The sequence below is a fragment of the Niveispirillum sp. FG148 genome (assembly GCF_057809655.1).
On record NZ_JBMDKJ010000027.1, the window covers coordinates 47875 to 70776 of the forward strand.

At 63.3% G+C, this 22902-nt stretch carries 23 protein-coding genes; 10 read left to right on the forward strand and 13 right to left on the reverse strand.

Translation table 11 applies throughout. The features are described 5' to 3' along the window. Positions 1-16: 16 nt before the first annotated feature. From mutS to ACODTW_RS22140, 3 genes are all read right to left on the reverse strand, one after another. Positions 17-2674, reverse strand: a complete 2658-nt coding sequence (gene mutS, locus ACODTW_RS22130; protein WP_488948286.1) for a DNA mismatch repair protein MutS — start codon at positions 2672-2674, stop codon at positions 17-19. Between the two features lie 137 nt (positions 2675-2811). After that, on the reverse strand, positions 2812-3378 hold the full coding sequence (locus ACODTW_RS22135; protein WP_488948261.1) for a PAS domain-containing protein: 567 nt from the start codon (positions 3376-3378) through the stop codon (positions 2812-2814). Positions 3379-3445: 67 nt separating this feature from the next. Further along, positions 3446-4609 (reverse strand): acyltransferase family protein, encoded by a 1164-nt coding sequence (locus ACODTW_RS22140; RefSeq protein WP_488948262.1) that lies wholly within the window; start codon positions 4607-4609, stop codon positions 3446-3448. An 89-nt stretch (positions 4610-4698) separates the two neighbouring features. On the opposite strand from ACODTW_RS22140, the gene ACODTW_RS22145 reads away from it, so the two are divergent. Continuing rightward, positions 4699-5643 (forward strand): LytTR family DNA-binding domain-containing protein, encoded by a 945-nt coding sequence (locus ACODTW_RS22145; protein WP_488948263.1) that lies wholly within the window; start codon positions 4699-4701, stop codon positions 5641-5643. Positions 5644-5648: 5 nt separating this feature from the next. On the opposite strand, the gene ACODTW_RS22150 is transcribed toward ACODTW_RS22145, so the two are convergent. Further along, positions 5649-6119 carry a low molecular weight protein-tyrosine-phosphatase gene (locus tag ACODTW_RS22150; RefSeq protein WP_488948264.1) on the reverse strand — a complete coding sequence of 157 codons (471 nt, stop codon included), beginning with the start codon at positions 6117-6119 and terminating at the stop codon, positions 5649-5651. 162 nt (positions 6120-6281) lie between these two features. Here ACODTW_RS22150 and ACODTW_RS22155 point away from each other — a divergent pair, with 162 nt between their 5' ends. Continuing rightward, positions 6282-8591: a TonB-dependent receptor gene (locus ACODTW_RS22155; protein WP_488948265.1), complete on the forward strand. Its 2310-nt coding sequence runs from the start codon at positions 6282-6284 to the stop codon at positions 8589-8591. Further along, positions 8591-9316, forward strand: a complete 726-nt coding sequence (locus ACODTW_RS22160) for a tetratricopeptide repeat protein (RefSeq protein ID WP_488948266.1) — start codon at positions 8591-8593, stop codon at positions 9314-9316. The genes ACODTW_RS22155 and ACODTW_RS22160 overlap by 1 nt, the downstream gene beginning before the upstream one ends. A gap of 315 nt (positions 9317-9631) precedes the next feature. Here ACODTW_RS22160 and ACODTW_RS22165 read toward each other — a convergent pair whose 3' ends face one another. Further along, positions 9632-9850 (reverse strand): hypothetical protein, encoded by a 219-nt coding sequence (locus tag ACODTW_RS22165; protein WP_488948267.1) that lies wholly within the window; start codon positions 9848-9850, stop codon positions 9632-9634. A 90-nt stretch (positions 9851-9940) separates the two neighbouring features. After that, the gene (locus ACODTW_RS22170) at positions 9941-10609 is read right to left on the reverse strand and encodes a hypothetical protein (protein WP_488948268.1); all 669 of its coding nucleotides are present in this window, start codon (positions 10607-10609) and stop codon (positions 9941-9943) included. 135 nt (positions 10610-10744) lie between these two features. Here ACODTW_RS22170 and ACODTW_RS22175 point away from each other — a divergent pair, with 135 nt between their 5' ends. Next, positions 10745-11521, forward strand: coding sequence for an NAD-dependent deacylase (locus ACODTW_RS22175; protein ID WP_488948269.1), 777 nt, complete (start codon positions 10745-10747; stop codon positions 11519-11521). After that, complete coding sequence (locus ACODTW_RS22180; protein ID WP_488948270.1) at positions 11518-11982, forward strand: GNAT family N-acetyltransferase; 465 nt, start codon at positions 11518-11520, stop codon at positions 11980-11982. Before ACODTW_RS22175 ends, ACODTW_RS22180 begins: the two co-directional genes overlap by 4 nt. A gap of 25 nt (positions 11983-12007) precedes the next feature. Here the strand turns inward: ACODTW_RS22180 and ACODTW_RS22185 are convergent, their stop codons facing one another. Then, positions 12008-12430, reverse strand: coding sequence for a hypothetical protein (locus ACODTW_RS22185; RefSeq protein ID WP_488948271.1), 423 nt, complete (start codon positions 12428-12430; stop codon positions 12008-12010). Positions 12431-12656: 226 nt separating this feature from the next. Here ACODTW_RS22185 and ACODTW_RS22190 point away from each other — a divergent pair, with 226 nt between their 5' ends. The 3 genes from ACODTW_RS22190 to ACODTW_RS22200 are packed head-to-tail and all read left to right on the forward strand — an operon-like array spanning position 12657 to position 16011. After that, positions 12657-13745, forward strand: a complete 1089-nt coding sequence (locus tag ACODTW_RS22190; RefSeq protein WP_488948272.1) for an HlyD family secretion protein — start codon at positions 12657-12659, stop codon at positions 13743-13745. After that, positions 13742-15349, forward strand: a complete 1608-nt coding sequence (locus ACODTW_RS22195; RefSeq protein ID WP_488948273.1) for a DHA2 family efflux MFS transporter permease subunit — start codon at positions 13742-13744, stop codon at positions 15347-15349. The genes ACODTW_RS22190 and ACODTW_RS22195 overlap by 4 nt, the downstream gene beginning before the upstream one ends. Before the next feature lie 17 nt (positions 15350-15366). Beyond that, positions 15367-16011 carry a TetR/AcrR family transcriptional regulator gene (locus ACODTW_RS22200; protein WP_488948274.1) on the forward strand — a complete coding sequence of 215 codons (645 nt, stop codon included), beginning with the start codon at positions 15367-15369 and terminating at the stop codon, positions 16009-16011. Positions 16012-16184: 173 nt separating this feature from the next. Here the strand turns inward: ACODTW_RS22200 and ACODTW_RS22205 are convergent, their stop codons facing one another. From ACODTW_RS22205 to ACODTW_RS22215, 3 genes are all read right to left on the reverse strand, one after another. Further along, positions 16185-16577: a MarR family winged helix-turn-helix transcriptional regulator gene (locus ACODTW_RS22205; protein WP_488948275.1), complete on the reverse strand. Its 393-nt coding sequence runs from the start codon at positions 16575-16577 to the stop codon at positions 16185-16187. Beyond that, the gene (locus ACODTW_RS22210; RefSeq protein WP_488948276.1) at positions 16537-16785 is read right to left on the reverse strand and encodes a hypothetical protein; all 249 of its coding nucleotides are present in this window, start codon (positions 16783-16785) and stop codon (positions 16537-16539) included. The genes ACODTW_RS22205 and ACODTW_RS22210 overlap by 41 nt, the downstream gene beginning before the upstream one ends. 169 nt (positions 16786-16954) lie before the next feature. Beyond that, the gene (locus ACODTW_RS22215; RefSeq protein WP_488948277.1) at positions 16955-17152 is read right to left on the reverse strand and encodes a hypothetical protein; all 198 of its coding nucleotides are present in this window, start codon (positions 17150-17152) and stop codon (positions 16955-16957) included. 232 nt (positions 17153-17384) lie between these two features. Between ACODTW_RS22215 and ACODTW_RS22220 the strand changes: the two genes are divergently transcribed. After that, positions 17385-17576 (forward strand): hypothetical protein, encoded by a 192-nt coding sequence (locus ACODTW_RS22220; RefSeq protein ID WP_488948279.1) that lies wholly within the window; start codon positions 17385-17387, stop codon positions 17574-17576. On the opposite strand, the gene ACODTW_RS22225 is transcribed toward ACODTW_RS22220, so the two are convergent. From ACODTW_RS22225 to ACODTW_RS22235, 3 genes are all read right to left on the reverse strand, one after another. Beyond that, positions 17573-18451 carry an LAPAL motif-containing putative phage structural protein gene (locus ACODTW_RS22225; RefSeq protein ID WP_488948280.1) on the reverse strand — a complete coding sequence of 293 codons (879 nt, stop codon included), beginning with the start codon at positions 18449-18451 and terminating at the stop codon, positions 17573-17575. The genes ACODTW_RS22220 and ACODTW_RS22225 overlap by 4 nt on opposite strands. Before the next feature lie 138 nt (positions 18452-18589). Next, positions 18590-20581 carry a calcium-binding protein gene (locus ACODTW_RS22230; RefSeq protein ID WP_488948281.1) on the reverse strand — a complete coding sequence of 664 codons (1992 nt, stop codon included), beginning with the start codon at positions 20579-20581 and terminating at the stop codon, positions 18590-18592. Positions 20582-20725: 144 nt separating this feature from the next. Then, positions 20726-21187: a hypothetical protein gene (locus tag ACODTW_RS22235; protein WP_488948282.1), complete on the reverse strand. Its 462-nt coding sequence runs from the start codon at positions 21185-21187 to the stop codon at positions 20726-20728. Positions 21188-21555: 368 nt separating this feature from the next. Between ACODTW_RS22235 and ACODTW_RS22240 the strand changes: the two genes are divergently transcribed. Continuing rightward, the gene (locus ACODTW_RS22240) at positions 21556-22902 is read left to right on the forward strand and encodes a metal-dependent hydrolase family protein (RefSeq protein ID WP_488948283.1); all 1347 of its coding nucleotides are present in this window, start codon (positions 21556-21558) and stop codon (positions 22900-22902) included.

The window sequence follows — 22902 nt, forward strand, 5'->3', positions numbered from 1 at the left end:
GCAGCTTCACCCACCCCTAGCCCAACAGCCCCCGCAGCCGGTACAGCGCGTCGAGCGCCTGACGCGGGGTCAGCTCATCCGGGTTGATGGCGCGCAGCTCATCCTCCACGACGGATGGTTCCGGTTCCGCAACGGTCTGTCGCGGGGCCGGCTTGGCGGCCATGGCGGCGAACAGGGGAAGGTCGTCGGCCAGGCGGCTGGCGGCACTGGCCTGATCACCCTTTTCCAGGATCTGCAACACTTGTTCCGCCCGCGAAATGACAGCGGGCGGCAATCCCGCCAGCCGCGCCACATGGATGCCATAGGAGCGGTCGGCGGAACCCGCCGCCACCTCATGCAGGAAGATGACGTCGCCCTTCCATTCCTTGATACGCATCGTGTGGCAGGACAGGTCGGGCAGCTTGGCCGACAGGGCCGTCAGCTCGTGATAATGCGTGGCGAACAGGCCGCGGCAGCGCGCCATCTCGTGCAGATGTTCGACGCAGGCCCAGGCGATGGACAGACCGTCAAAGGTGGCGGTGCCGCGCCCGATCTCGTCCAGGATGACCAGCGATTGGCGCGTGGCCTGGTTCAGGATGGTGGCCGTCTCCACCATCTCCACCATGAAGGTGGAACGGCCGCGGGCCAGATCGTCGGCCGCACCCACGCGGCTGAACAGCTTGTCCACCGTGCCGATGCGGGCGGTGCGGGCGGGCACGAAGCTGCCCATCTGCGCCAGCACCGCGATCAGGGCGTTCTGGCGCAGGAAGGTCGATTTACCGGCCATGTTGGGACCGGTCAGCAGCCACAGGCGCTGTCCCGGCGACAGGTCGCAATCATTGGCCACGAACTGCCCGCCGCCATTTTCGGCCAGGGCCTGCTCCACCACCGGATGGCGCCCGCCCCGGATGTCAAAGGACAGGTCGCGGGCCATTTCCGGCCGGCACCAGCCGCCATCGACGGCCAGATCGGCCAGGGAAGCCGTCACATCCAGCGTGGCCAGCGCGCGGGCCGTGCTGGCGATGAAGTCGGCCTGGCCCACCACGGCCTTGACCAGCAGGTCGAAAATCTCCAGCTCCAGTGCCAGCGCCCGGTCGCCAGCCTCCGCCACCTTGCGCTCCAGGTCGGACAGGGCGACCGTGGTGAAGCGCACGGCGCCGGCCATGGTCTGGCGATGGATGAAATCGGCCCGATGCTTTTCCGACAGCAGCTTGTCGGCGTGGGTGGCCGTCACCTCGATATAATAGCCCAGCACGTTGTTGTGCCGGATCTTCAGCGAAGCGATGCCCGTGGCATCGACATATTGCGCCTGCAGCCCGGCAATATGCCGGCGGCTGTCATCGCGCAGCGCCCGCAGCTCGTCCAAGGCTGCCGAGTAACCCGGGGCGACAAAGCCGCCGTCGCGGGCCAGCAAAGGCAGGTCCGGCCCCAGCGCCTGCGACAGCAGGGCCACCAGCGCCTCGTGATCGGCGCGCGGACCGCCCGTCAGCCCCTCGGCAATGCGGGCCAGGCCCGCCGGCAGGGGGACATCGATACCGCCCGTGCCATAGGCCAGCCGGCCGCGCAGGGTGATGGCGCGTTCCAGCGCATCGCGCACGGCGGCCAGATCGCGTGGGCTGCCCCGGTCCAGGGTCAGGCGCGACAGAGAGCGTTCGACGTCCGGCGTGCGGCGCAGTTCCTCGCGCAGGTCGATGCGCAAGGGCGCTTCCCCGGCCAGATAGGCCACCATGTCCAGCCGCCGGTCGATGCGGGCCGGATCGGTCAGCGGGGCCGACAGGCGGCCGGCCAGCAGCCGCGCCCCGGCCCCGGTGACGGTGCGGTCGATGGCGGCCAGCAGGCTGCCCCGGCGTTCCCCCGTCAGGGTGCGGGTCAGTTCCAGATTGCGCCGCGTGGCCGGGTCGATCTCCATCACCTGACCCGCCCCCTGGCGGCGGGGAATGTCGAAGCGGGGCAGGCGGCCCTTCTGCGTCAGTTCGACATAATCGACCAGGGCCCCGGCGGCCGCCACCTCCGCCCGGCCAAAGGCGCCGAACGCGTCCAGCGTGCCGACATTGTAGAGCGCCAGCAGGCGCTTGCGCCCATTCTCGCTGTCGAATCTGGCATTGGGCTGTATCGTCAGGCGCGCCCGCCATTCATCCCACAGCGGCGATAGCTCTTCGGCGCCGGCCAGCCGCTCGGGCAGCAGCAATTCCCCCGGCGACAGCCGGGCCAGCAGCGAGGGCAGGGCGGCGCGGTCGGCCGGCGCCAGCGTCAGTTCGCCCGTCGACAGGTCCAGCCAGGCCAGCCCCGCCTCGCCCCCGGCTTCGGCCAGGGCGGCCAGGTAATTGTTGGATTTGGCATCCAGCAAGCCATCCTCGGTGATGGTGCCGGGGGTGACCACGCGCACGACCTCCCGCCGGACCACGGATTTGCTGCCGCGCTTCTTGGCTTCGGCCGGGTCTTCGGTCTGTTCGCAGATGGCAACGCGGAAACCATTGCGAATCAGCCGCGACAGATATTGTTCATGGGAATGGACGGGCACGCCGCACATGGGGATTTCTTCGCCCAGATGCTGGCCGCGCTTGGTCAGGGTGATATCCAGCGAGGCGGCGGCGGCAACGGCGTCGTCAAAGAACAGCTCGTAGAAATCGCCCATCCGGTAGAACAGCAGGGAGCCTGGATGCTGGCGCTTGATCTCCAGATATTGCGCCATCATGGGGGAGATAGCGGCGCTGGCGGGGCTGTCGGTGCGGCTGGGGCTGGTCACGGGCGGACAATCATCGGGCTGCCGGAAGGGGCCGCCACCCTACCATCCTGCCGCCTCCGGCTGCCAGCACCTAGCCGCCTCCGGCTTCAGACCGTCAGCGTGGCGCCGGCAAAGCCGACCAGCTCTTCCTCGTGCAACTCTTCAGCCGGGCGCAGCAGCGGTGTGCTGGGCCGGCGCAGGCAGGTGCCGCTGGTCCCGCACAGCAGCATGTCGATGCGGTCGGGATGGTTGGACAGGGGCAGGAATACCTGATCCAGCCGCAGGTTCCCCCGCTTGGTATCCAACGTGGCAGAGGTGACGATGGGCTGGATTTCCCGGGCCGCCCGGTCCATCCAGTGCTGCCAGAGCTGACCCAGCCGCTGTGGCCAGGCCCGGCGCAGGGTGCTGCCCGTCAGCGGCCGGCCGAACAGCCCGTCCAGGCCCGTGCCGACCAGGCGATAGCGGTAATCCCCGTCGGCCACGTCCAGCAGCATGATCCAGGGCAGCAGCGGCTGCACATCGGCGGGGTTCAGGTCATGCCGGCAGGGGGCGGCGCGGTCGGGCCCGCGTTGCCGCCGCCAGTATTCGACAAGGTCGCGCAGCCGCCCATCCAGGGCCGGAATATCCAGCCCTGTCGGTTCGCCGCTGAATTCCGCAGCCCCGCCCAATCTCATTCCCCCACCCGTGGCCGGCGTCGTCGCCGGTGGACGGGATCATGCGCCGACAGATGTAAAGAATTCGCTACTTCACCCCCAGCAGCGGCCCCAGCACCCGCACCCGCCGGGCCAGTTCGTAGGTGGCAAAGCAACCCGCCACCGTCAGACCGATGATCAGCGTGGACTCGATCGCCACCGGCAGCGACAGGGCCTTCAGATGATGGCCGATGATGACGATCAGGGTCTGGTGGATGATGTAGAAGGGGAAGACCCCCACCGACAGATAACGCAGCAAGGGTGAGGAATGGTTGAGATGGCGGCGGGCAAAGCCCAGCACGGCCAGGATCATGGTCCATTGTTGCACCGCATAGGCCGTGCGGCTGGCCATGCGCAGCATGTCGTCGGGCATCGGCGCCCCGTCCCGCCAGTAGGTCCAGCCATACCAGGCATAGAAGGCCCAGGCGGTCAGACCCAGGGCCAGGGTGGTGAAGCGCCGCGTCGACAGAAGATCGAACAGGGCCGCATTGCGGGCGATGGCATATCCAAAAAGGAACATGCCCAGGCTGACGGCGTGATTGTACCAGTCCCAGGTCAGGTTGTGGGTGACGGGAAAGCTGGTCAGCATGGTGATGCGCAACCCCGCCAACAGCAGGATGGGCAGGACCAGCAGCGCCGGGCCCTGTACCCACCGCCCCTCGCCCAGCCGGATCAGCGCCCGGTCGCCGCCCAGCGCCAGCAGGCCAGCCAGCAGGCCCGTATAGACCAGCAGATAGGCCACGAACCACATATGGTTCCAGGTGGGCAGGGTCAGGCAATCCGTGCCGCGGCAGAAGCTCTGGTCGAAGGACAGGTAGCGGGTCCAGAAGGCCCAATAGCCGTCGGCGTAATTGATCTTCTCCACCACCTCGTAATAAGGCTGGGGCACGACCAGGACCGCCATGACGAACAGCAGTGGGATGCCCAGGCGCGGCAGACGCGACCGGACCAGTTCTCCCGGCCCCATCCGGTCGGCCATGAAGCGGGTGGCGACCCCGGAGATGAGGAACAGCAGCGACAGTCGCCAGGGATTGCTGAGCAGCATCAGCGGCTCTATCGCGTGCCCCACATGCTGGCTCTTCACATGCCAGTCCCAGGTCACATAGAACATGCCGACATGGTAAAGGATCAGCAGGGCAAAGGCGCCGACCCGCACCCAGTCCAGAAAGGGCAGGCGCTGCGGCGGATGGGCGGATAGGGACGATGCGGACATGGGGACGATGGCTCCCTGATGGATGGTGTCATGTCCCGGTGATGGCGTGCGATGGTGGACCGGGCAACAGGCAGGGGACGGGGCGGTTCATGGATGTGACGTCGGTACGGGCGGCTGGGACGGGCGGAAAAGGGTCTGGGACGAACGGCATTTCGTCCCGGCGTGGTCCGTTTCTGCTCGCCTTCCTGCTGATTCTGGTCGGCAACTCCGTCAATGTCATGACCATCCTGCAGGATGCGGCGCGCGATGGCCGACCCGTTGATCCGATCTGGCCGATCATGACGGAGGGCACATCGGGCATTGCCATGATGATGGTCATCTTCATTCCGGCCCTCGCCCTGGCCCGCGCCCCCATCCAGGCCCCATGGGCTCGGCAGATCCTGACGCATGGGGTGGCGCTGCTGATCTATTCCTGCCTGCATGTCGTGGGCATGTCGATCACCCGCCAGATCGCAGCGGGGCTTCTGGGGCTGGATTATACGTTCCCGGTCACGGTTGATGTCCTGGCATACGAGTTCCGCAAGGATGCCGTGTCCTATTTTGTCACATTGATGATCTTCCTGGCCCTGGGGCACGGGCGGGGGATGGCGGCTGCGGCCCCGTCGCCGCTGCCATCCCCCGCAGTCGGGACAGCGGGCGCGCTTGCCACAACGCCCTTGCCAGCCGAGCCCCCAGCCCCACCGTCGGTCGCCGGGATCACGCCGACCCCGGCCCGGTTCGACATCCGCGACGGGGCCATTGTGCATCGCGTGCCCGTGGCCGAGATCATCGCCGTGCGCGCCGCCGCCAACTATGTGGAATTCCTGCTGACCGACGGCCGCCGCCCGCTGATGCGCGCCACCCTGACGCAACTGGCCGGTGACCTGGCCCCCCACGGCATCCTGCGCACCCACCGGTCCTGGCTGGTCAATGCCCTGCATGTGAAGGCCGTGGCCCCGGAAGGGTCGGGCGACCATGAGCTGACGCTCAGCGACGGCACCACGGCCCCCCTGTCCCGCCGCTTCCCCGCCGCGCTGGTCAGTTTGCGGGGGTAGGGGAGTCAGCGGCCCCTTACACGCCCCATCAGCGCCGCCACCCCGGCTTCCACCATGTCCAGCACCTCTGCGAAGCCCTGGGCACCGCCATAATAGGGGTCGGGCACATCGCGGTCGGTGTGCGGGGGCGGGGCGAAGCGGGTGAACAGGGCCAGTTCGGCACTGCTGTCGGCCGGGGCCAACCGGCGCATGATCTCCAGATGCCCGCGATCCATGGCCAGGATCAGGTCGAACCGGTCGAAATCCGCTACCACCAGTTTGCGGGCGCGCAAGGGTGACAGGTCATAGCCACGGGCGCGGGCGGCCTGGATGGTGCGCGGGTCGGGCGGTTCCCCGATATGGTAGCCATGGGTACCGACACTGTCGACCAACACCCGGCCTTCCAGCCCGGCCGCTGCAACCCTGTGTCGCATCACCCCGTCCGCCGTGGGCGAACGACAGATATTGCCGGTGCAGACGAACAGGACGGAGCGCATGGGGCTGGCCTTGGCTGGGTTGTGCTGGTGCTTTTATCCCTCTTGCCCGTGCCGCCGTCCACATATCCCATCCGCGTCCATGGTGGTGTAAAGGTCTTGCATGCGAATGCGAGTGAAGATAGGAATCGCTCGCATTATTAATCGCACCGGATTTTCCACGCCATGACCCCCACCCCCCGTTCCGCCAGCCTGGCCGAGGCCATTTTCGCCGGCACTTCCCTGGCCGCCCTGGCCTATGGCGCGCCCGCTATTGCCCAGGAAACCCCAGCCCCGGCCAAGAAACAGGATGACGCGGTCCAGTTGCCGACCCTGGCGGTGCAGGGGCAGCAGGCCGGGCCTGCGGGGGAACAGGGGTTCAAGCGCGATCTGCTGGACAGCCCGAAATTCACCGCCCCGCTGCTGGATACGCCGCGTTCCATCACCATCGTGCCGCAGGAACTGTTGCAGAGCATGGTGGCGACGACGCTGACCGATGCGCTGCGCACCGTGCCCGGCATCACCTTCGGCGCCGGTGAAGGCGGCAATCCCGTGGGCGACCGGCCCTTCCTGCGCGGCTATGATTCGCAGAGCAGCACCTTCATCGACGGCATGCGCGATATCGGCGCCCAGTCGCGCGAAGTGTTCAATCTGGAGACCATTGAGGTCACCAAGGGCCCCAGCGGCGCCTATGTCGGGCGCGGCGGCGCCGGCGGCAGCCTGAACCTGACCAACAAGGCGCCCAGGGCCGAGGATTTCTCCGCCGCGACGGTCGGCGTCGGCACGGCGAGCTACAAGCGCGTCACGGCCGATGTGAACAAGCAGATCGATGACGGCACGGCCGTCCGCATCAATGGTGTGTGGCATGATGCCGATGTGGCGGGCCGTGATCTGGTGGAAAACAAGCGCTGGGGCGTGGCGCCCTCCATCGCCTTTGGCCTGAACAGCGATACCCGCGCCACCATCAGCTATTACCACCTGGAAACCGACGACGTGCCCGATCCGGGCATCCCCTATAACAATCCGGTGTTCCGGGCCCGCAGCGACGGCCGCGCCCGCGTGCTGCAAACGGGTGACGGGTCGCCCGTGGATGTCGACCGTTCCACCTTCTACGGTCTGGCCAACCGCGATTTCCGCCGCGACACGGCCGATATCGGCACGGTGAAGCTGGAACATGATTTCAAGGGCGGGCTCAGCCTGCGCAATGTCACCCGCTATGCCCAGACGGGCCAGGATTATATCCTGACGCAACCTGACGACAGCCAGGGCAATATCTATTACGGCTTGGTCTATCGCCGGCAGAACAGCCGCGCGACGGAAGTGGACACTATTGCCAACCAGACCGACCTGTATGGCAGCTTCAGCTTTGCCGGCCTGACCCACAATTTCTCCACCGGCCTGGAATTCAGCCGCGAGAAGGGGGAGAATGACGGCTATACCCTGACCCTGCCGACGGGTGCCACCTCCTGCTCCGCCGCGGCCATTGCCGCCTATTACTGCACGGATCTCTACAATCCCAATCCCTATGATCCGTGGGCCGGCGTGATGACGCGCAACAACAATCCCAGCAATTCGCGCAACATCACCAAGTCGGCTTATCTGAATGACACGACCGACCTGACCACCGATCTGCAAGTGAATCTGGGCCTGCGTCTGGACCTTTATGACGCCAAATTCACCAGCACGGCCAGCACGGCGGGCGTGCGCAGCACCTTCAAGCGCCAGGATGACCTGTTCAATTATCAGGTCGGCCTGAACTATAAGCCGACGCGCGATGGCAGCGTCTATGCCTCCTACGCCACCTCCTCCACCCCCGTCGGCAATGCCTTGGTGCAGGGCAGCGACATTTCGGCCCTGAACAGCGTGCTGAATGCCAGCCTGCGGCCGGAAAAGAACAAGACGTTCGAGGTCGGGACCAAGTGGAACCTGTTCGGTGAGGCGCTGATGGCTACCGCCGCCATCTTCCGCACCGAAACCACCAACAGCCGCATCACCCAGGCCGACGGCACGGCCGCCATGGTCGGTGAAAAGCGGGTGCAGGGCGTGGAGCTGGGCCTGGCCGGCAAGATCACCCCGGAATGGCAGGTGTTCGGCGGCTATACCTATCTGGATGGCAAGCTGATCAAGGCCGGCGGCAGTGCCGCCGCCTTTGGTCTGGCCGACGGGGCCAAGTACCCGAACACGCCGGAAAATGCCGTGTCACTGTGGACCACCTATGACGTGCTGCCGGAACTGACGGTCGGCGGCGGCGCCTTCTATGTTGACAAGGTCTGGGGCAGCACCACCACCAGCCGCACCACCACCCCGCCCAAGTGGGTTCCCTCCTACTGGCGGTTCGATGCCACGGCATCCTATGCCTTCACGCCCGACATGAGCCTGCAGGTCAATGTCCAGAACCTGACGGACAAGGTCTATTACAACCAGGCCTATCCGACGCATTTCGCCGCCATCGCGCCGGGCCGGTCGGGCACGGTGACCCTGAACGCGAAGTTCTGATGGACGCCCAACGCCTGAATGCCATGAGTGCCGCCGAGATGGCGGCGGCGCTCTCCGGCCCGCCCGAACAGGCCGCATCCTTGGTGGCGGTCGCGGCCCAAGCCGGGCTGGCGGAGGCGCAGGTCGTCTATGGGCAGATGCTGCTGGATGGCCGCGGGGTCGCGGCCGATCCGGCGCTGGGGCTGGCCTGGTTTACCCAGGCCGCCCATCAGGGCCATGTGATGGCCATGAACATGGTCGGCCGCTGTTATGAGAATGGCTGGGGTACGGCACCCGATCAGGCGCTGGCCACGCAATGGTTCGCCCAGGCCGCGCGCGCCGGGCTGGACTGGGGCATGTATAACTATGCCTCCTCCCTGATCCTGGGGCGGGGAGTGGGTATGGACCGGGCGGCCGCCCTGGACTGGCTGCGCAAGGCCGCGGCGCTGGGCCATGCGAAGTCGATGAATTTCATCGGCAGCTTTTATGAAGATGGCTGGGTCGTGTCCGCCGACCGGGCACAGGCCCGGCATTGGTACCAGGCATCGGCCGAGGGTGGGGATTTCCGCGGGCAGTTCAATCTGGCCCGGTTCCTGGCCGAAGAAGGGGAGATGCAGGGGGCCCTGGCCCTGCTGACCCGTTCCGCGGCAGCGTCCACGCCGGCCTTCCGGGCCAAGATGGCGGCGTTCCTGGCGCGGTCGCCGTTCGCGGAACTGCAGGCGTTTGCGGCTGGGCTGGGGGGGTGAACAAGTTTGCCGTCTATTCGCCTGACAATAGGGAAGGAACGATTTTACTGCTGCACCCCTTGCCGGACCCGCCGCTGCCATGGCAGGTTCGCGGGATTACGACGCAAACGCCACTATCGTCTTAAGGTGCACGCTGCCATGCTGGACTAATCGGACAACATGCCTGACACCTTCCTCATATCTGGGCTGATCCTCAGACACGCCTAATTGAGCGGCGAGCCTCCATGGCTGCGGTTGATCGTGTTCTCTGCTTGCTTGGCTATCAGAGCGTGCAATCGGAGGATATTAGTTCCGACGCAATTCAATACTTTTAGATTATTTCGGATCAGGTAAAACTGCTTTTACAATTCCAGCATGGGTAATTTTTCCATCTTTCCTGATGGTGTGGATGTCAGCGCTAATTACACCCCCGCTGCGTAGAACTGAAAACAGATTGCCAATTTGATCGCCGTTAAACAGCAAAAGCTCCGTTGCTTCGGCTCTAAACTCTTCACCTGTTTCTGAGTGTTTTACATCTACCTGGAAAACACCCAACTCCGCCCTTTGTATTTCTATTACCTCAAACTCACCACTTAAGGTGCCGTATATATTACCTACATTTTGCTTAGTCAGTATTTTTCTTGCCTAGTCCTTTGTTATGTCAACGCCAAGTATTTTGGCTTCATCAACTTGGGTTACAGATCGCAATAATGCATCCTGACCAATCTTTGATTGAGCCAGTATGGCAATGGCCTGAGTATTTTGATCTGAAAGAGTTGTTATTAGTTTAATTCTCTCAGTTTCTGCCTGTGATTTGGCAATTTCGAGATCAGATTTTATTCTTTCAGAAAAGACAGTGCTTCCGAAATAGCAAACGGAAAAAATTAGCGCCAAACTAACAGCAGTTAGCGCAATGTGCTTAGATTCCATTTTGCCAACCATAGCAGAAACCACGGCGAGCACCTGATCTTTTGTATCGGTAGAATAAACTCTGCCGTTCTTCATAACAATAATATCAAGTTCTGTCAAGCGCCTATCTTGATAAGAAAGGCGCTTCGAAAAAGCCCCATATTTTAAATACGAGTAAACTCTATTTATCCCGCGCTGATACTCAAGAAAAGACTCCATCAAATTTGTTCTAATTGACGTAGAACTATCCTCGTGCGGAAGGCGTAGTATTTCGCTCATCCATGAAGATGTGTCAATTTTACTAATTCCGAGGTCAAATGATAATGGGTGATGAGAGATTTCGGACAAAGCTCGCCAAGCATCATCTTCATTCCTTATTATCAGAACGCCATTTTGAATATCCATTGACGGTATCCCAAAAAGATTGCCTTATTAAAGGATTGCACATTATGTTGCATAGGCCAATCTAAGAGATTTTATATCTCACCTAGCGCTTCGTCGGACGAGCGGCGTTTGCGCCACAATCCCGCATGTTCGTCCATGTCCATCAGCCATCGCCCCCGTGACACCATGACCGATCCCACGCTGCGCCGCCTGCTGGCGGGTCTGCGCCCCGATGCCGGCATCTTCATCCTGACCGGGGCCGGCATCAGTCGGGAATCCGGTCTGCTGACCTTTCGTGACGGCGACGGGCTGTGGGAGAAGGAGCGGATCGAGGATGTAGCCACGCCGGAAGCCTTCGCCCGCGACCCGGCCCGTGTCCAGGGTTTCTACAATGCCCGCCGCCGCGCCGTGCTGGACCCCGCCGTGCAGCCCAATGCGGCGCACGCTGCCCTGGTCCGGCTGGAGCGGGAATGGCAGGGGCCGTTCCATCTGGTCACCCAGAATGTTGATGATCTGCATGAACGGGCCGGCTCCGCCCGGCTGCTGCACATGCATGGGGAACTGCTGAAAATCCGCTGTGCTGCCTGCGCGCGGATCGGCACCTTTGCCGGTGACTTGGACGTCGATAATCGCTGCCCCGATTGCGGCGGTCACGGCACCCTGCGCCCGCATATCGTCTGGTTCGGGGAGATGCCGCTGTTCATGGACGAGATTGCCGACGCGCTGGGCGATTGCGACCTGTTCATCGCCATCGGCACCTCCGGCCAGGTCTATCCCGCCGCCGGCTTTTCGGCAGAGGCGCGGCGGGCCGGGGCCATGGTGCTGGAGATCAATCTGGAGGCCACGGGCGGCCGCTTCGATGCCGGGCTTTACGGGCCCGCCACCCAGACCGTGCCCGCCCTGGTCGATCTGCTGCTGGGAATGAACCGATGAATGACATAAATATTGCCCTGGCCGACCCGACGGCGCCCGATGCCCGCGCCCTGATCGCGGCGCTGGACCATTACCTGATCGGGCTTTACCAGCCGGAGGATAACCATCTGCTGGACCCCGAACAGCTGAAGGCGCCGGATATCCGCTTCCTGCTGGCCCGTGCCGATGGTGTGGCCGTGGGCTGCGGCGCGCTGCGCCTGTTCCCCGGCGAGGGCTATGCCGAGATCAAGCGCATGTATGTCGATCCCGCCCACCGCGGCCGGGGCATCGCCAGGCGCATCATCGCGGCGCTGGAGGATCTGGCGCGGGCCGAGGGTCTGTCGCTGCTGAAGCTGGAAACCGGGCATTTGCAGGTGGAGGCGGTGGCGCTCTATCACCGGCTGGGCTTCACCAGATGCGGGGCGTTTGCCGATTATCCCTGCGGCGGCGATGCCAGCCTGTTCATGGAAAAGCGGGTGTGAGACCAGCGGCTTGCGCCCCTGACGGTCAGCCCGTCAGGAAGCTGAGGATCAGCACATCTTCGATGATGGGCTTGCCGATGATGCTGTTGGACAGTTCGCGCACATGGGTCTTCAAGGCGGTCAGGTCGGTGGGGTCGGACGAGCGGCTCAGCCGGTCATATTCCGGCAGATCCTCCGTCAGCAGCCCGATGATGCGCGGCTTGTAGGCCAGGACCAGGCCATTCTCCTCCACGATCTTTTCAGTCTTGCGCACGACCAGCCGCAGCGAAATGCGGATGAAGGCGAATTTCTCCTTGCCCGGCAGCAGCAGCGGCGGCAGGTCGACGAAGCGCAGCTTGGGATCGTCGGCGGGGCTGCCTTCCGCCTGCGCCTGGCCCGTCGCCGACAGGGCGAGCAGACCCGCCCCCAGCCGCAGCATTTCCCGCCTGTCCCAATTCCGCCCCCGCATCGCGGTGCCCCTTCGCCCAACCTGAAATCGACCCGCAGTAGACCGCGTCCCGGCCCCGCAGTGCAAGCTGTCACACCTGACCATGCGGTCAGCACATGCCAGCTGCATTCAATACCACACTGATGCGTCCATTAATTCATTTGACCATCAGACGGACAGGGCGCAGGCTCCCGGCAAATAAGTGGACTGCTTAGTGCACTAATCTTTGCCCTGTGGAAATCACGCCATGAATCGCAAGATCGCCCTGACCCTTGCTCTTCCCCTGCTGCTGGGCGGCGCCTATGGCGGCTGGCACTGGTGGTCGGTGGCCCGTTTCACCGAAACGACCGACAACGCCTATATCGAAGCGGACATCACCATGATCAGCCCGCGGGTGGAAGGCTTTGTCGCCAGTGTCGATGTGGTGGAAAATCAGATGGTGGCGGCCGGCGATGTGCTGCTGCGCCTGGATGACAAGGATCTGCGTGCCAAGGCCGATCAGGCCCGCGCCCGGCTGTCCGCGGCCCAGGCCGCCATCGACAATATTGACAGCCGCCTGACCCTGGAAGGTGCCCTGATCCGCCAGGCGGAGGCGAGTGTGGCCGCCGCCCAGGCCGAACAGCGCCGCGCCGGGGCCGATGCCCAGCGCTATACGGCCCTGGCCGGCCGTGAATTCGCCAGCCAGCAGAAACTGTCCACCACCCAGGCCGATGCCCAGAAGGCCGGTGCCGCCCTGTCCAAGGCGCAGGCGGCGCTGACGGCGGAACGCGACCAGGTGGCGGTGCTGTCCACCGAACGGGCCAAGGCCGAAGCCACCCTGGCAGAGGCGAAGGCGTCGCTGGCCCTGGCGGAGAACGACCTGGACAAGACCATCCTGCGGGCCCCGGTGGCGGGCATCATCGGCAATTCCGGCGCGCGGGTGGGCCAGTTCGTGAAGGCCGGCGCGCAGCTGATGGCGCTGGTGCCGGTACAGGACGCCTATGTCACGGCCAATTTCAAGGAAACCCAGATCGGCCGCCTGCGCGTGGGCCAGCCGGTGGAACTGTCCATCGACGCCTATCCGGGCCTGGTGGTGGAAGGCCGGATCGACAGCCTGTCGCCGGCATCGGGTGCGCAGTTCAGCCTGCTGCCGCCGGAAAACGCCACGGGCAATTTCACCAAGATCGTGCAGCGCGTGCCGGTCCGCGTGGCCCTGCCCAAGTCCGGGCCCATGGCCGGCCGCCTGCGCCCCGGCCTGTCGGTGGAAGCCCGGGTCGATACCCGCCATGACGGGCGCGACCTGATCGGGCTGGCCCCGGCCGACATCGCCGCTTCCCAGGTCGCGAGCCGGCCATGACCAGCATCACCCTGTCCGACACGGGCGACCACGCCCCCGCCGCCCCACCGCCGGCCGCCACGGACCGGATCAGCACGCGGACGCTGGTGGGGTTCGTGGCCATGGTCTTCGGCATGTTCATGGCCATTCTGGACATCCAGATCGTGGCCAGCAGCCTGCGCCAGATCCAGTCCGGCGTGGCGGCCAGTGCCGACGAGATCGTCTGGGTCCAGACCAGCTATCTGATCGCCGAAGTGGTGATGATCCCGCTGTCCGGATATCTGACCCGGCTGCTGTCGACGCGGGTGCTGTTCACGGTGGCGGCGCTGGGCTTCACCTTCATGAGCTTTCTGTGCGCCCAATCCTCCAGCCTGGATGAGCTGGTGCTGTGGCGCACGATCCAGGGCTTCATCGGCGGCGGCATGATCCCCACGGTCTTTGCCACCAGCTTCACGGCGTTTCCTCCTTCCAAGCGCGCACCGGTCACGGTTGTGATCGGACTGGTCGCGACATTGGGGCCGACCGTGGGGCCGACGCTGGGCGGCTACCTGACGGAGCAGTTCTCCTGGCACTGGCTGTTCCTGATCAACCTGCTGCCCGGTCTGGCCGTGGCGACCATTGTCTGGAACTGCATCGATATCGATCGGCCCAACCCGTCGCTGCTGAAGGGCATCGACCTGCCGGGGATCGCGCTGATGGCCTTGTTCCTGGGCAGCCTGGATTATGTGATCGAGGAAGGGGCGCGCAACCAGTGGTTCGAGGATGATGCCATCCGCGATTTCGCGATCATCGCCGTCCTGGCCGGTACGGGCTTTTTCTGGCGGGTGCTGACCTACGCCCAGCCCATCGTCAACCTGCGGTCCCTGCGCAATGTCAATTTCGCCCTGGGCTCCCTTTATGGCTTCGTCATCGGCATCGGGCTTTATGGGTCGGTCTATATGCTGCCGCTTTACCTGGGGCAGGTGCGCGGGCTGAACGCGCAGCAGATCGGGGCGACCATGGTGGTGACGGGCATCTGCCAGTTCCTGTCCTCGCCCATTGCCGGGGTGCTGACCTCCAAGATGGATGTGCGCAAGGTGCTGGCCATCGGCTTTGCCCTGCTGGCCGTCAGCTTCTATATCTCCACACCCGTCACCGCCGACTGGCAGTTCGATGAATTGCTGCTGCCGCAGATGCTGCGCGGGGCGGGGCTGATGTTCTGCATCATCCCCATCACGACGCTGGCCATGGGCACGCTGCCGCCCGAACAGGTGCCCAATGCGGCGGGCCTGTTCAACCTGATGCGCAATCTGGGCGGGGCCTTCGGTCTGGCCGGGATCAATACCCTGATCACCGAACGCCAGGCCCTGCATGGCCGCGTGCTGTATGACTGGATCGACCCGACAAGGGCGGAAGTGCAGGGGTTCCTGGACAATGTCGCGGCCCGGATGGCGGCGGCGGGGCATGGCGACGGGGCCAATGCGGCGCTGGGCGTGCTGTCGGGGACCATCCAGAAGCAGGCGGTGGTGATGACCTTCGCCGACCTCTTCCTGGTCATGGGTGTGTTGTTTACAATCGCGTTGCTGACCCTGCCCTTCGTCAAGCGCCCGGTGCTGCGCGGCGGACCGGTGGGCGAGGCGCACTGAAGAGGGAATGCAAGACCATGCCGGACGATGCACGCCGGATCGATGGGGAGACCAGGCGTCGGGGCGCCGGGCGGCCGCTGGACCTGGGCAAGCGCAACGCCATCCTGGATGCGGCCGAACAGGTCTTTGCCGAGGAAGGCTATGCCGCCAGCCTGGACCGGGTCGCCGACGCCGCCTGTGTCTCCAAACAGACCATCTACAAGCATTTCAGCGCCAAGGACGGCCTGTTCGACGCCATGATCCTGCGCCGGGCGGAGCGGATGACCGAACCGCTGACCATGGCCGATGCCAGCCAGCCCGTGCCAGAGGTGCTGCGGGCGCTGGGCCTGCGTTTCCTGGAACTGATGGCCAGCAACCAGCTGCATTGCCTGCTGCGCATCATCCTGTCGGCCGGAGCCGACAATGAACTGGCCGCCCATTTCTACCGCACGGGCCCGGCCGCCTCCCTGGGTCGCATCGCTGCCTATCTGCAGCGCTGTCACGCCGAAGGAAGGCTGGATATTTCCGATGCGCTGCTGGCGGCCGAACAATTCTATGGCCTGCTGAACGGCCATACACAGCTGCGCGGCCTGCTGGGCGTGCAGCCGCCGATGGGGGACGCGGAAATGGCCAGGCGCGTCGACGGTGCGGTGCGGGTGTTCCTGGCCGCCTATGGGCGGTAAGGGGCCCGCGCCCTTATACTGATCTGCATTGATCAGAACCCGCGGTTCAGATCAATGCAGCCCTCAGGCGCCGCTTGCCGCCATCCGGCGACTTGGCTTCACGCGACCATGGGGTCGCGGGCGCTCAATGCGCCAACCAAGCTACGATGAGTTTCACTCACCGCAGCTTGGTATTATGCCGTGCGGCGCAGGGTCGGGCTCTGTTCGGGCTGGATCAGGTCGGCCAGCTGGGCCGCCAGGGTGCGGCCCTTGTCGGTCAGGGTGATGATCTTGCGCCGACGCTCGCGCGGGTCCTCCTCGGCCTGCACTAGATCATGGCCCTCCTTGCCGAAGCTGTGCCACTTCGACAAGGCGGCCACATTGCGCGAGGCCGAGGATTGCGCGATGCCCAGGCGTTCGGACAGGTCGCGGATCGACAGCCCTTCATTCTGCGCGATGGTCAGGAATGACAGCGCATATTGAATGGGCAGGTCGGGATCCAGCGTCCGCAACGCTTCCAGCACGCGGACCAGCGGGTCCAGCTTCTCAGGATGCCAGGCGGCGGATCCTGGATTGGTAGTCATCATGGTCACGGCCATCGATGGTGGGTCCCCTGGCCACCGGGCGCCAGCGGCCCGGGGTATAAATCAGATGCAGACGGCCGACCCAGATCAGGGTTTCGCCATTCTCGCGGCGGACTTCAATTCCGCGCAGACCAACGGCGTCCCGGTCAGCCCAGTGCGCAAGCTCAAAGAATAATTTGGGGCCGCGCCCCAATGACATGAAGAAGCTCATCACTGCCCTCGATTGTTCGGAAAATCATTTGTTCGTTGAGGGGGATTTGTCGGGTGAACAGTACGTTGCCACGACGGGCAAAGCCGCCGCAGTTGGTACCGTTGCCGGTACGGGGGAAATGGGCATTCATCGAAGGTCACTCCTCTGGTTGGATGGTTGCGGGACAGGTTCAGCCAACTTTATCGCCGACGGACGGGAAGGTTGCAATGAATAATCTGTCCCGATATTCCGTGAATTCCGAGATCGGATGAATGCGGACCGAAAAAGGCCGGCGAGCGGGGCCGGTGGTCCGGCTCCGGACATCCTGGAGATCGAATTCCCGCAGCAGCACGGCCGGCAGGTCGCCGGCAATGGCGGGCTTGGTCAACAGCCGGCGGACCAGCCGGCCAAGGATCGACAAGGGGCGCATGGGCGTTTTCCCGGCTGGAAGTTGCGATACGTGCAATCATTCCGATATCGGATATGATCCGTCAACATGCGGATTCGGCCGGGCAGGGGTGCGCTGTGGGCACCGCAGGGAATGTGGCCTACACAGAACGTCGCTTGTCGATGCTTAATTGTTGACGCTAATATAGCAACTTGAAAGGAGGGTGAGCGAGATGAAGCGATCTGTGCATCGGCACATAATTAAAGTAGCCGCCGACTGGGCCGGCCCCGCACTAATCGCTTTAGTGGTGGCTGCGGCGCTGGCCTTCATTGCTATATTCGTCAGCATGTCGTTGGCGGCCCTTTTGTGTATGTTTGTTTTCGTTTACGCAACGATACGCCTGCGTCAAATCAGTGGCGGCTAATTCCCGAGGTCCAGGCTTTCTTGTAGTGGACCGGCTTTTGGGTTCTTAACTTCAATAACATTGTACTCCTTGACGACCCACTGACCTTCTTCATATGATTCTTTTATTTCGAGTATGATGTCGAAGTGTAGATTGTCGTTTAGGGAAACGTTCAGCCTTCCGGAAAGGAAAAGCTGAAGAAACTCGACATCTTTTATATATGCGCCAATATCTCCCCTTGTGGGAGTTCTTAATTTCCATTTCCGATTTTTCATTTCCAACCATGGACTAAGAAGCTTTGCAGTGGATTCTTCGTGCGTCACTCGATGTTTGATCTGTTCTTCATGCGATTTTCCTGATCCTGATCTTTCTTCAAATGATTCTCTGGGGATAATATGGGTCGGTCGAGATCCAAATGAATTGGTGATGCCAACTCCTGATATCGCTTCATCTTTGCTTAATGCCTGAAATGTCTCTCTCTTGTATTGCTTGAAAACGCGCTCATCTAGCGCCTTTTCTATTCTCTTATCGATCTTTTCTAAACTTTCTTCTGAAATATCAGATCCATCCTCTCCATGAATTCTATCTAGAATCTTTTCAGAATAATATGGAACAATTACGGAGCTAAATATAAAAATTGAAGCTACCCGTATAGCTCTCCATATACGGACTTTAGCGTCGGTGTCTTCTGTGCTTATCTTTACTCTATTATTTAGTCCAAGGCTACTGTCGCTTCCGCTTACCATCTCCACCCTTATGGGAATGTTTGGCTCCACAAGGAATGCGGCTTCTTTTACAATACGAGAAAAGCAAAGCGCTAGGCGCGATACAGTTTCAAGGTCAGCGCGTTTACCTTCATAGAGTTCAAGATATAATGAGATTGCGCAATCGTCCATGTGCCCGCCCCAAGCGCTGAAGATAGAATTTAATCTAAAATGAATTATGTGAATGTAACGTGCAAATGGATTTTTACTCATTATGGGGTGTGATCTAAAATGGCACTTTATAATGAGGAAACTCTTTTCATCTCCCCCTCAGATCAGATCCCCCAGATCCAGCGTGCCCTTGTAGCCGGTGATCTTGATGAGGAAATCGTCATAGCCCAGGCCGGTGCTCAGCGTCGGGCCGCCGGCGATCAGGTAGCTGTCATTGCCCCAGATGAAAATCCCGGCCGTGCCGGTCTTGTAAAGGGCGGCCCCGCGGGCGAACAGCTGGTTCACGGCAACCGCGAAGGAGGTGCCGGTCAGCACCTGGCTCTCGGCGATGGCGGTGACGAAGAAGGGCAGGTCGATGCGGTCGGCCAGTTCCGTGCCCTTGGCGCCGCCCAGATCCAGGTCGCGGATCCAGTCGCTATTCCCCGCTGTCATGGGCATGGTCGTATCGCGCGCGTCCACGGCGCTGGTGAACTGGAACAGGTCGCGCCCGGCGCCGCCCCACAATTCGTCCAGCCCGGCGCTGCCGACCAGCGTGTCGTCGCCGGCCCCGCCAAAGAGCGTGTCATTGCCGCCGGCACCGTTCAGCATGTCCTTGCCACCACCGCCGGTGATGATATTGGCCAGGACATTGCCATTGCCGGTGAAGCCGCCGCTGCCGCTATAGGTCAGCTTCTCCACTTCCACGGGAAGGGAATAGGAGGCCAGCGCCGTCCGCACCTCGTCATTGCCGCCGCGGGCCTTTTCCGTGACGGTGTCATACCGGGTGTCGACAATATAGACATCGTCGCCCAGCCCGCCGACCAGCGTATCATTGCCGACCCCGCCATCCAGCGTGTCATTGCCGGTCCCGCCCGTGATCAGGTTGGCCATGCCATTGCCGGTGCCGGCGAAATCCTCCGCGCCGATATAGGTCAGCCGTTCGACATGGGCCGTCAGGGCATAGCTGGCGATGCTGGCCCGCACCTCGTCCGTGCCATTGCCCAGCGCTTCGGTCACGATATCGCCGTCGCTGTCGACAATATAGATATCGTTGCCGCTGCCGCCGATCAGGGTGTCGTTGCCGCCGCCGCCATCCAGCCGGTCATTGCCTTCCCCGCCATCCAGCGTGTCGTCGCCTTCCAGGCCATAGAGGCTGTCATCCCCGGAATAGCCCAGCAGCTCGTTGGCCAGCCCATTGCCGGTGCCGGCGGCATTGCCGGGGTTCAGCAGCACCAGATTCTCGACATTGTCGGTCAGGCTGTAGGCGGCGAGGCGGCTATAGACGGTGTCATTGCCCTCGTCTTCATTCTCCACCACCTGATCGCCGCGGGAATCCACCTCGAAATGGTCGGCCCCGGCCCCGCCGCTCATGACATCGTCGCCCGACCCGCCCCGCAGCAGGTCGGAGCCGCCGCCGCCGGCCAGCGTGTCATTGCCGCCGGCCCCCAGCAGCACGTCCGCGCGGTCGCTGCCGGTGATGACGTCATTGCCCGGCCCGCCATCGATCAGGCTGGACAGGGTGGTGGCGGCCGTCAGCACATCATCGCGGGTGGTGCTGGTGCGCGTGTCGAACGCGCTGCGCGGGCGATAGATCAGGATCTCGGACGTGCTGGCGCGGGCATACAGGTCGAAGCTGGCGCTGGTCAGCGCGATCGATCCGGTCTTGCCGGTATCGATGCGGGCCAGGGTACGGGTGGTGTCGCTGGCTTCCGCCACGATGAAGCTGAGGGTCGTCGTGGTCACCTTGGTGCCGGTGGAGGACCCGGTCCAGTTCATCCGGATCTCGTCCCCGGCCTTCAACCCCTCCATCCAGGCGCTGGTTTCCGTGCCGTCATAGGCGCCGGCCAGCAGCCAGTCATCGCCGTCGGCGCGGGAATTGGTCAATTCATAGCGGATGGCCGTCAGCACACGGGAAATCCCGCCCGGATCGGCGCTGTAGAAGGAGTAGTTGGCGCCGTCGGCGGCACTGTCGACGGCCTTGATGAAGGCAAGTTCGTTCTTCGCGCCCACGGCCAGGCCCAGATTGGCCCGCGCGATAGCAACGATTTCGGCGCCGGTCAGCTTTCCAGCGACAGCGCCCGCCTTCGACATTTGTGTCTGCCAGTCGGCCATACCGGTTTCCTTGGCCTGTCCCCTTTTGGGCTGGATACGATGTCAGACTACGCTGTTTGCGGCCCCGCCGCCAGCCGTTCGCGCCAACACCCCCGTGCGGCCGGGCCGACGGGGGCAGATGGAGCCAGCGGAGCGGGCAAATCCTTACTTGGCGGCGATGGTGACCGTCACCGTGTCGGCGTAATCGCCGGCAATGTACTGGTCAGAGGCGGCGACCGAGACCTTCAGGTCCGACTTCTTGCCGAACTGGGCGGTGGCGCGGTCGACAACGGCCTGGCTGGTCAGGCCACCGGTGAAGCTGTCATAGTTGACGCTGTAATCGATGGTGAAATTGCCGCTCTTCAGCTTGCCGGCGTTCGCGGAGGCCAGCGTGATGCGGTAGCCGGAGCCGGAATTGCAGGTTTCGGTGACCGAACCGACCGTCTTGTTGGTCTCGCCGGTCTTCAGCGACAGGGACTGGCCCAGGTCCTGGACCGCGATGGTGCAGGACAGCGCCACATTGCCCTTCAGCTGGATGGTGCCGGAAGCATTCTGGGCGAAGGCGGGGGCGGCAACGGCGGCGGCGATCAGGGCGGCGGCGGCGGCCTTGGCGAAGAACTTGGTCATGTCGGTCTCCATCGGTTCGTTGGTTCGCGGCGTTGTCGCCGTCATGGGAACCTAGGATTGCAGCCCACATGCCAACGGTTACGGCACGCCTGAAAGTTGAGGGATTCTGCGGTCCTTTTGACTGTGTTTATAGGCGGTTTACATACGAATATATGTGGATCATTGAAATATGCATGACGCATTATGCAAAAACTGCACTATGCAACGATCTGGGCTGGGGGTGATGCAACCTAACCTTTCGGTTAGGATGTCGACGCCGGCGCCCGTGCCCGACAAAATCACGCGGCCGGTTTCCGCCACTTGTCATCCCGACGAATCCCGGTCATTCCATCTGTAACGGACAACAAACACAGGTGAGGCAATTCATCATGTCGTGCGAGAAGCTTTGGCGCCGCCGTCTGGCCGGGGCCGTCGGGGCGCTGGCCCTGCTGACCGGCGCCGCGTCTGCGGAGACCACCTTGATCCATGCCGGCACATTGCTGGCGGTACCGGGGCAGAAGCCGCTGTCCCAGCAGACGCTGGTGGTGACGGATGGCAAGGTGACGGCGGTGAAGGCCGGATATCTGGATGCGGCCGCCGCCGGTGCGCCGACCGACGCGAAGACCATCGATCTGAAGAACAGCTTCGTCCTGCCCGGCCTGATCGATTGCCATGTGCATCTGACGGGCGAGCTGACCCCGCGCTCGATCCTGGCCGAGGTGCAGGACGGGCCGGAGGATACGGCGCTTTCCGGCGTGCCCTTTGCCAACCGCACACTGATGGCGGGCTTCACCACGGTCCGCGACCTGGGCGCGTCGGCCCGCACGGGCTTTGCCCTGCGCGATGCCATCAATCAGGGGAAGGTGGAAGGACCGACCATCCTGGCGGCGGGGGAAATGATCTCCATCACCGCCGGCCATGGTGATGTCAACGGCTTCAACGAGGATGTGACCCACGCGCTCAGGTCGGAAAATGTCTGCAACGGCGCCGATGATTGCCGGCGCGCCGTGCGCGAACAGATCCGCAAGGGTGCGGACGTCATCAAGCTGGCCACCACGGGCGGCGTGCTGTCCAACATTGCGGCCGGCACGGGCCAGCAGATGTTCGATGACGAGGCCAAGGCCATCATTGATACGGCGCACATGATGGGCAAGAAGGTGGCCAGCCACGCCCACGCGGCCGGCGGCATCAACCTGGCCCTGCGCAGCGGCGTGGATTCGGTCGAACATGGGTCCTATCTGGATGCCGACAGCCTGAAGCTGTTCAAGCAGACGGGCGCCTATCTGGTGCCGACCCTGCTGGCCGGCCATACCGTGTCGACCATGGCGCGCAACAACACCACCCTGACGGCCGCCCAAGCCGGCAAGGCCATGGATGTGTCCGAACGCATGAAGGGCTCCTTCGGCCAGGCCGTCAAGGCGGGCATCAAGGTCGCCTTCGGCACCGACAGCGGCGTCAGCCGCCATGGCGACAACGCCCTGGAATTCAAGCTGATGGTCGATGCCGGCATGCCGGCGGCCGACGCCATCAAGACGGCCACGGTCAACGCGGCCGACCTGCTGGACCGCGGGTCGCGCATCGGCAGCCTGGAACCCGGCAAGGATGCCGACATCATCGCCACGGCCAAAAGCCCCATCGACGATGTGACGGAATTGCAGCGCGTGCAGTTCGTCATGCGCCAGGGCGTGACGCACAAGCAGGCCGGCCAGCCCGTGGTCTTCGTGCCCAAGGGCTGA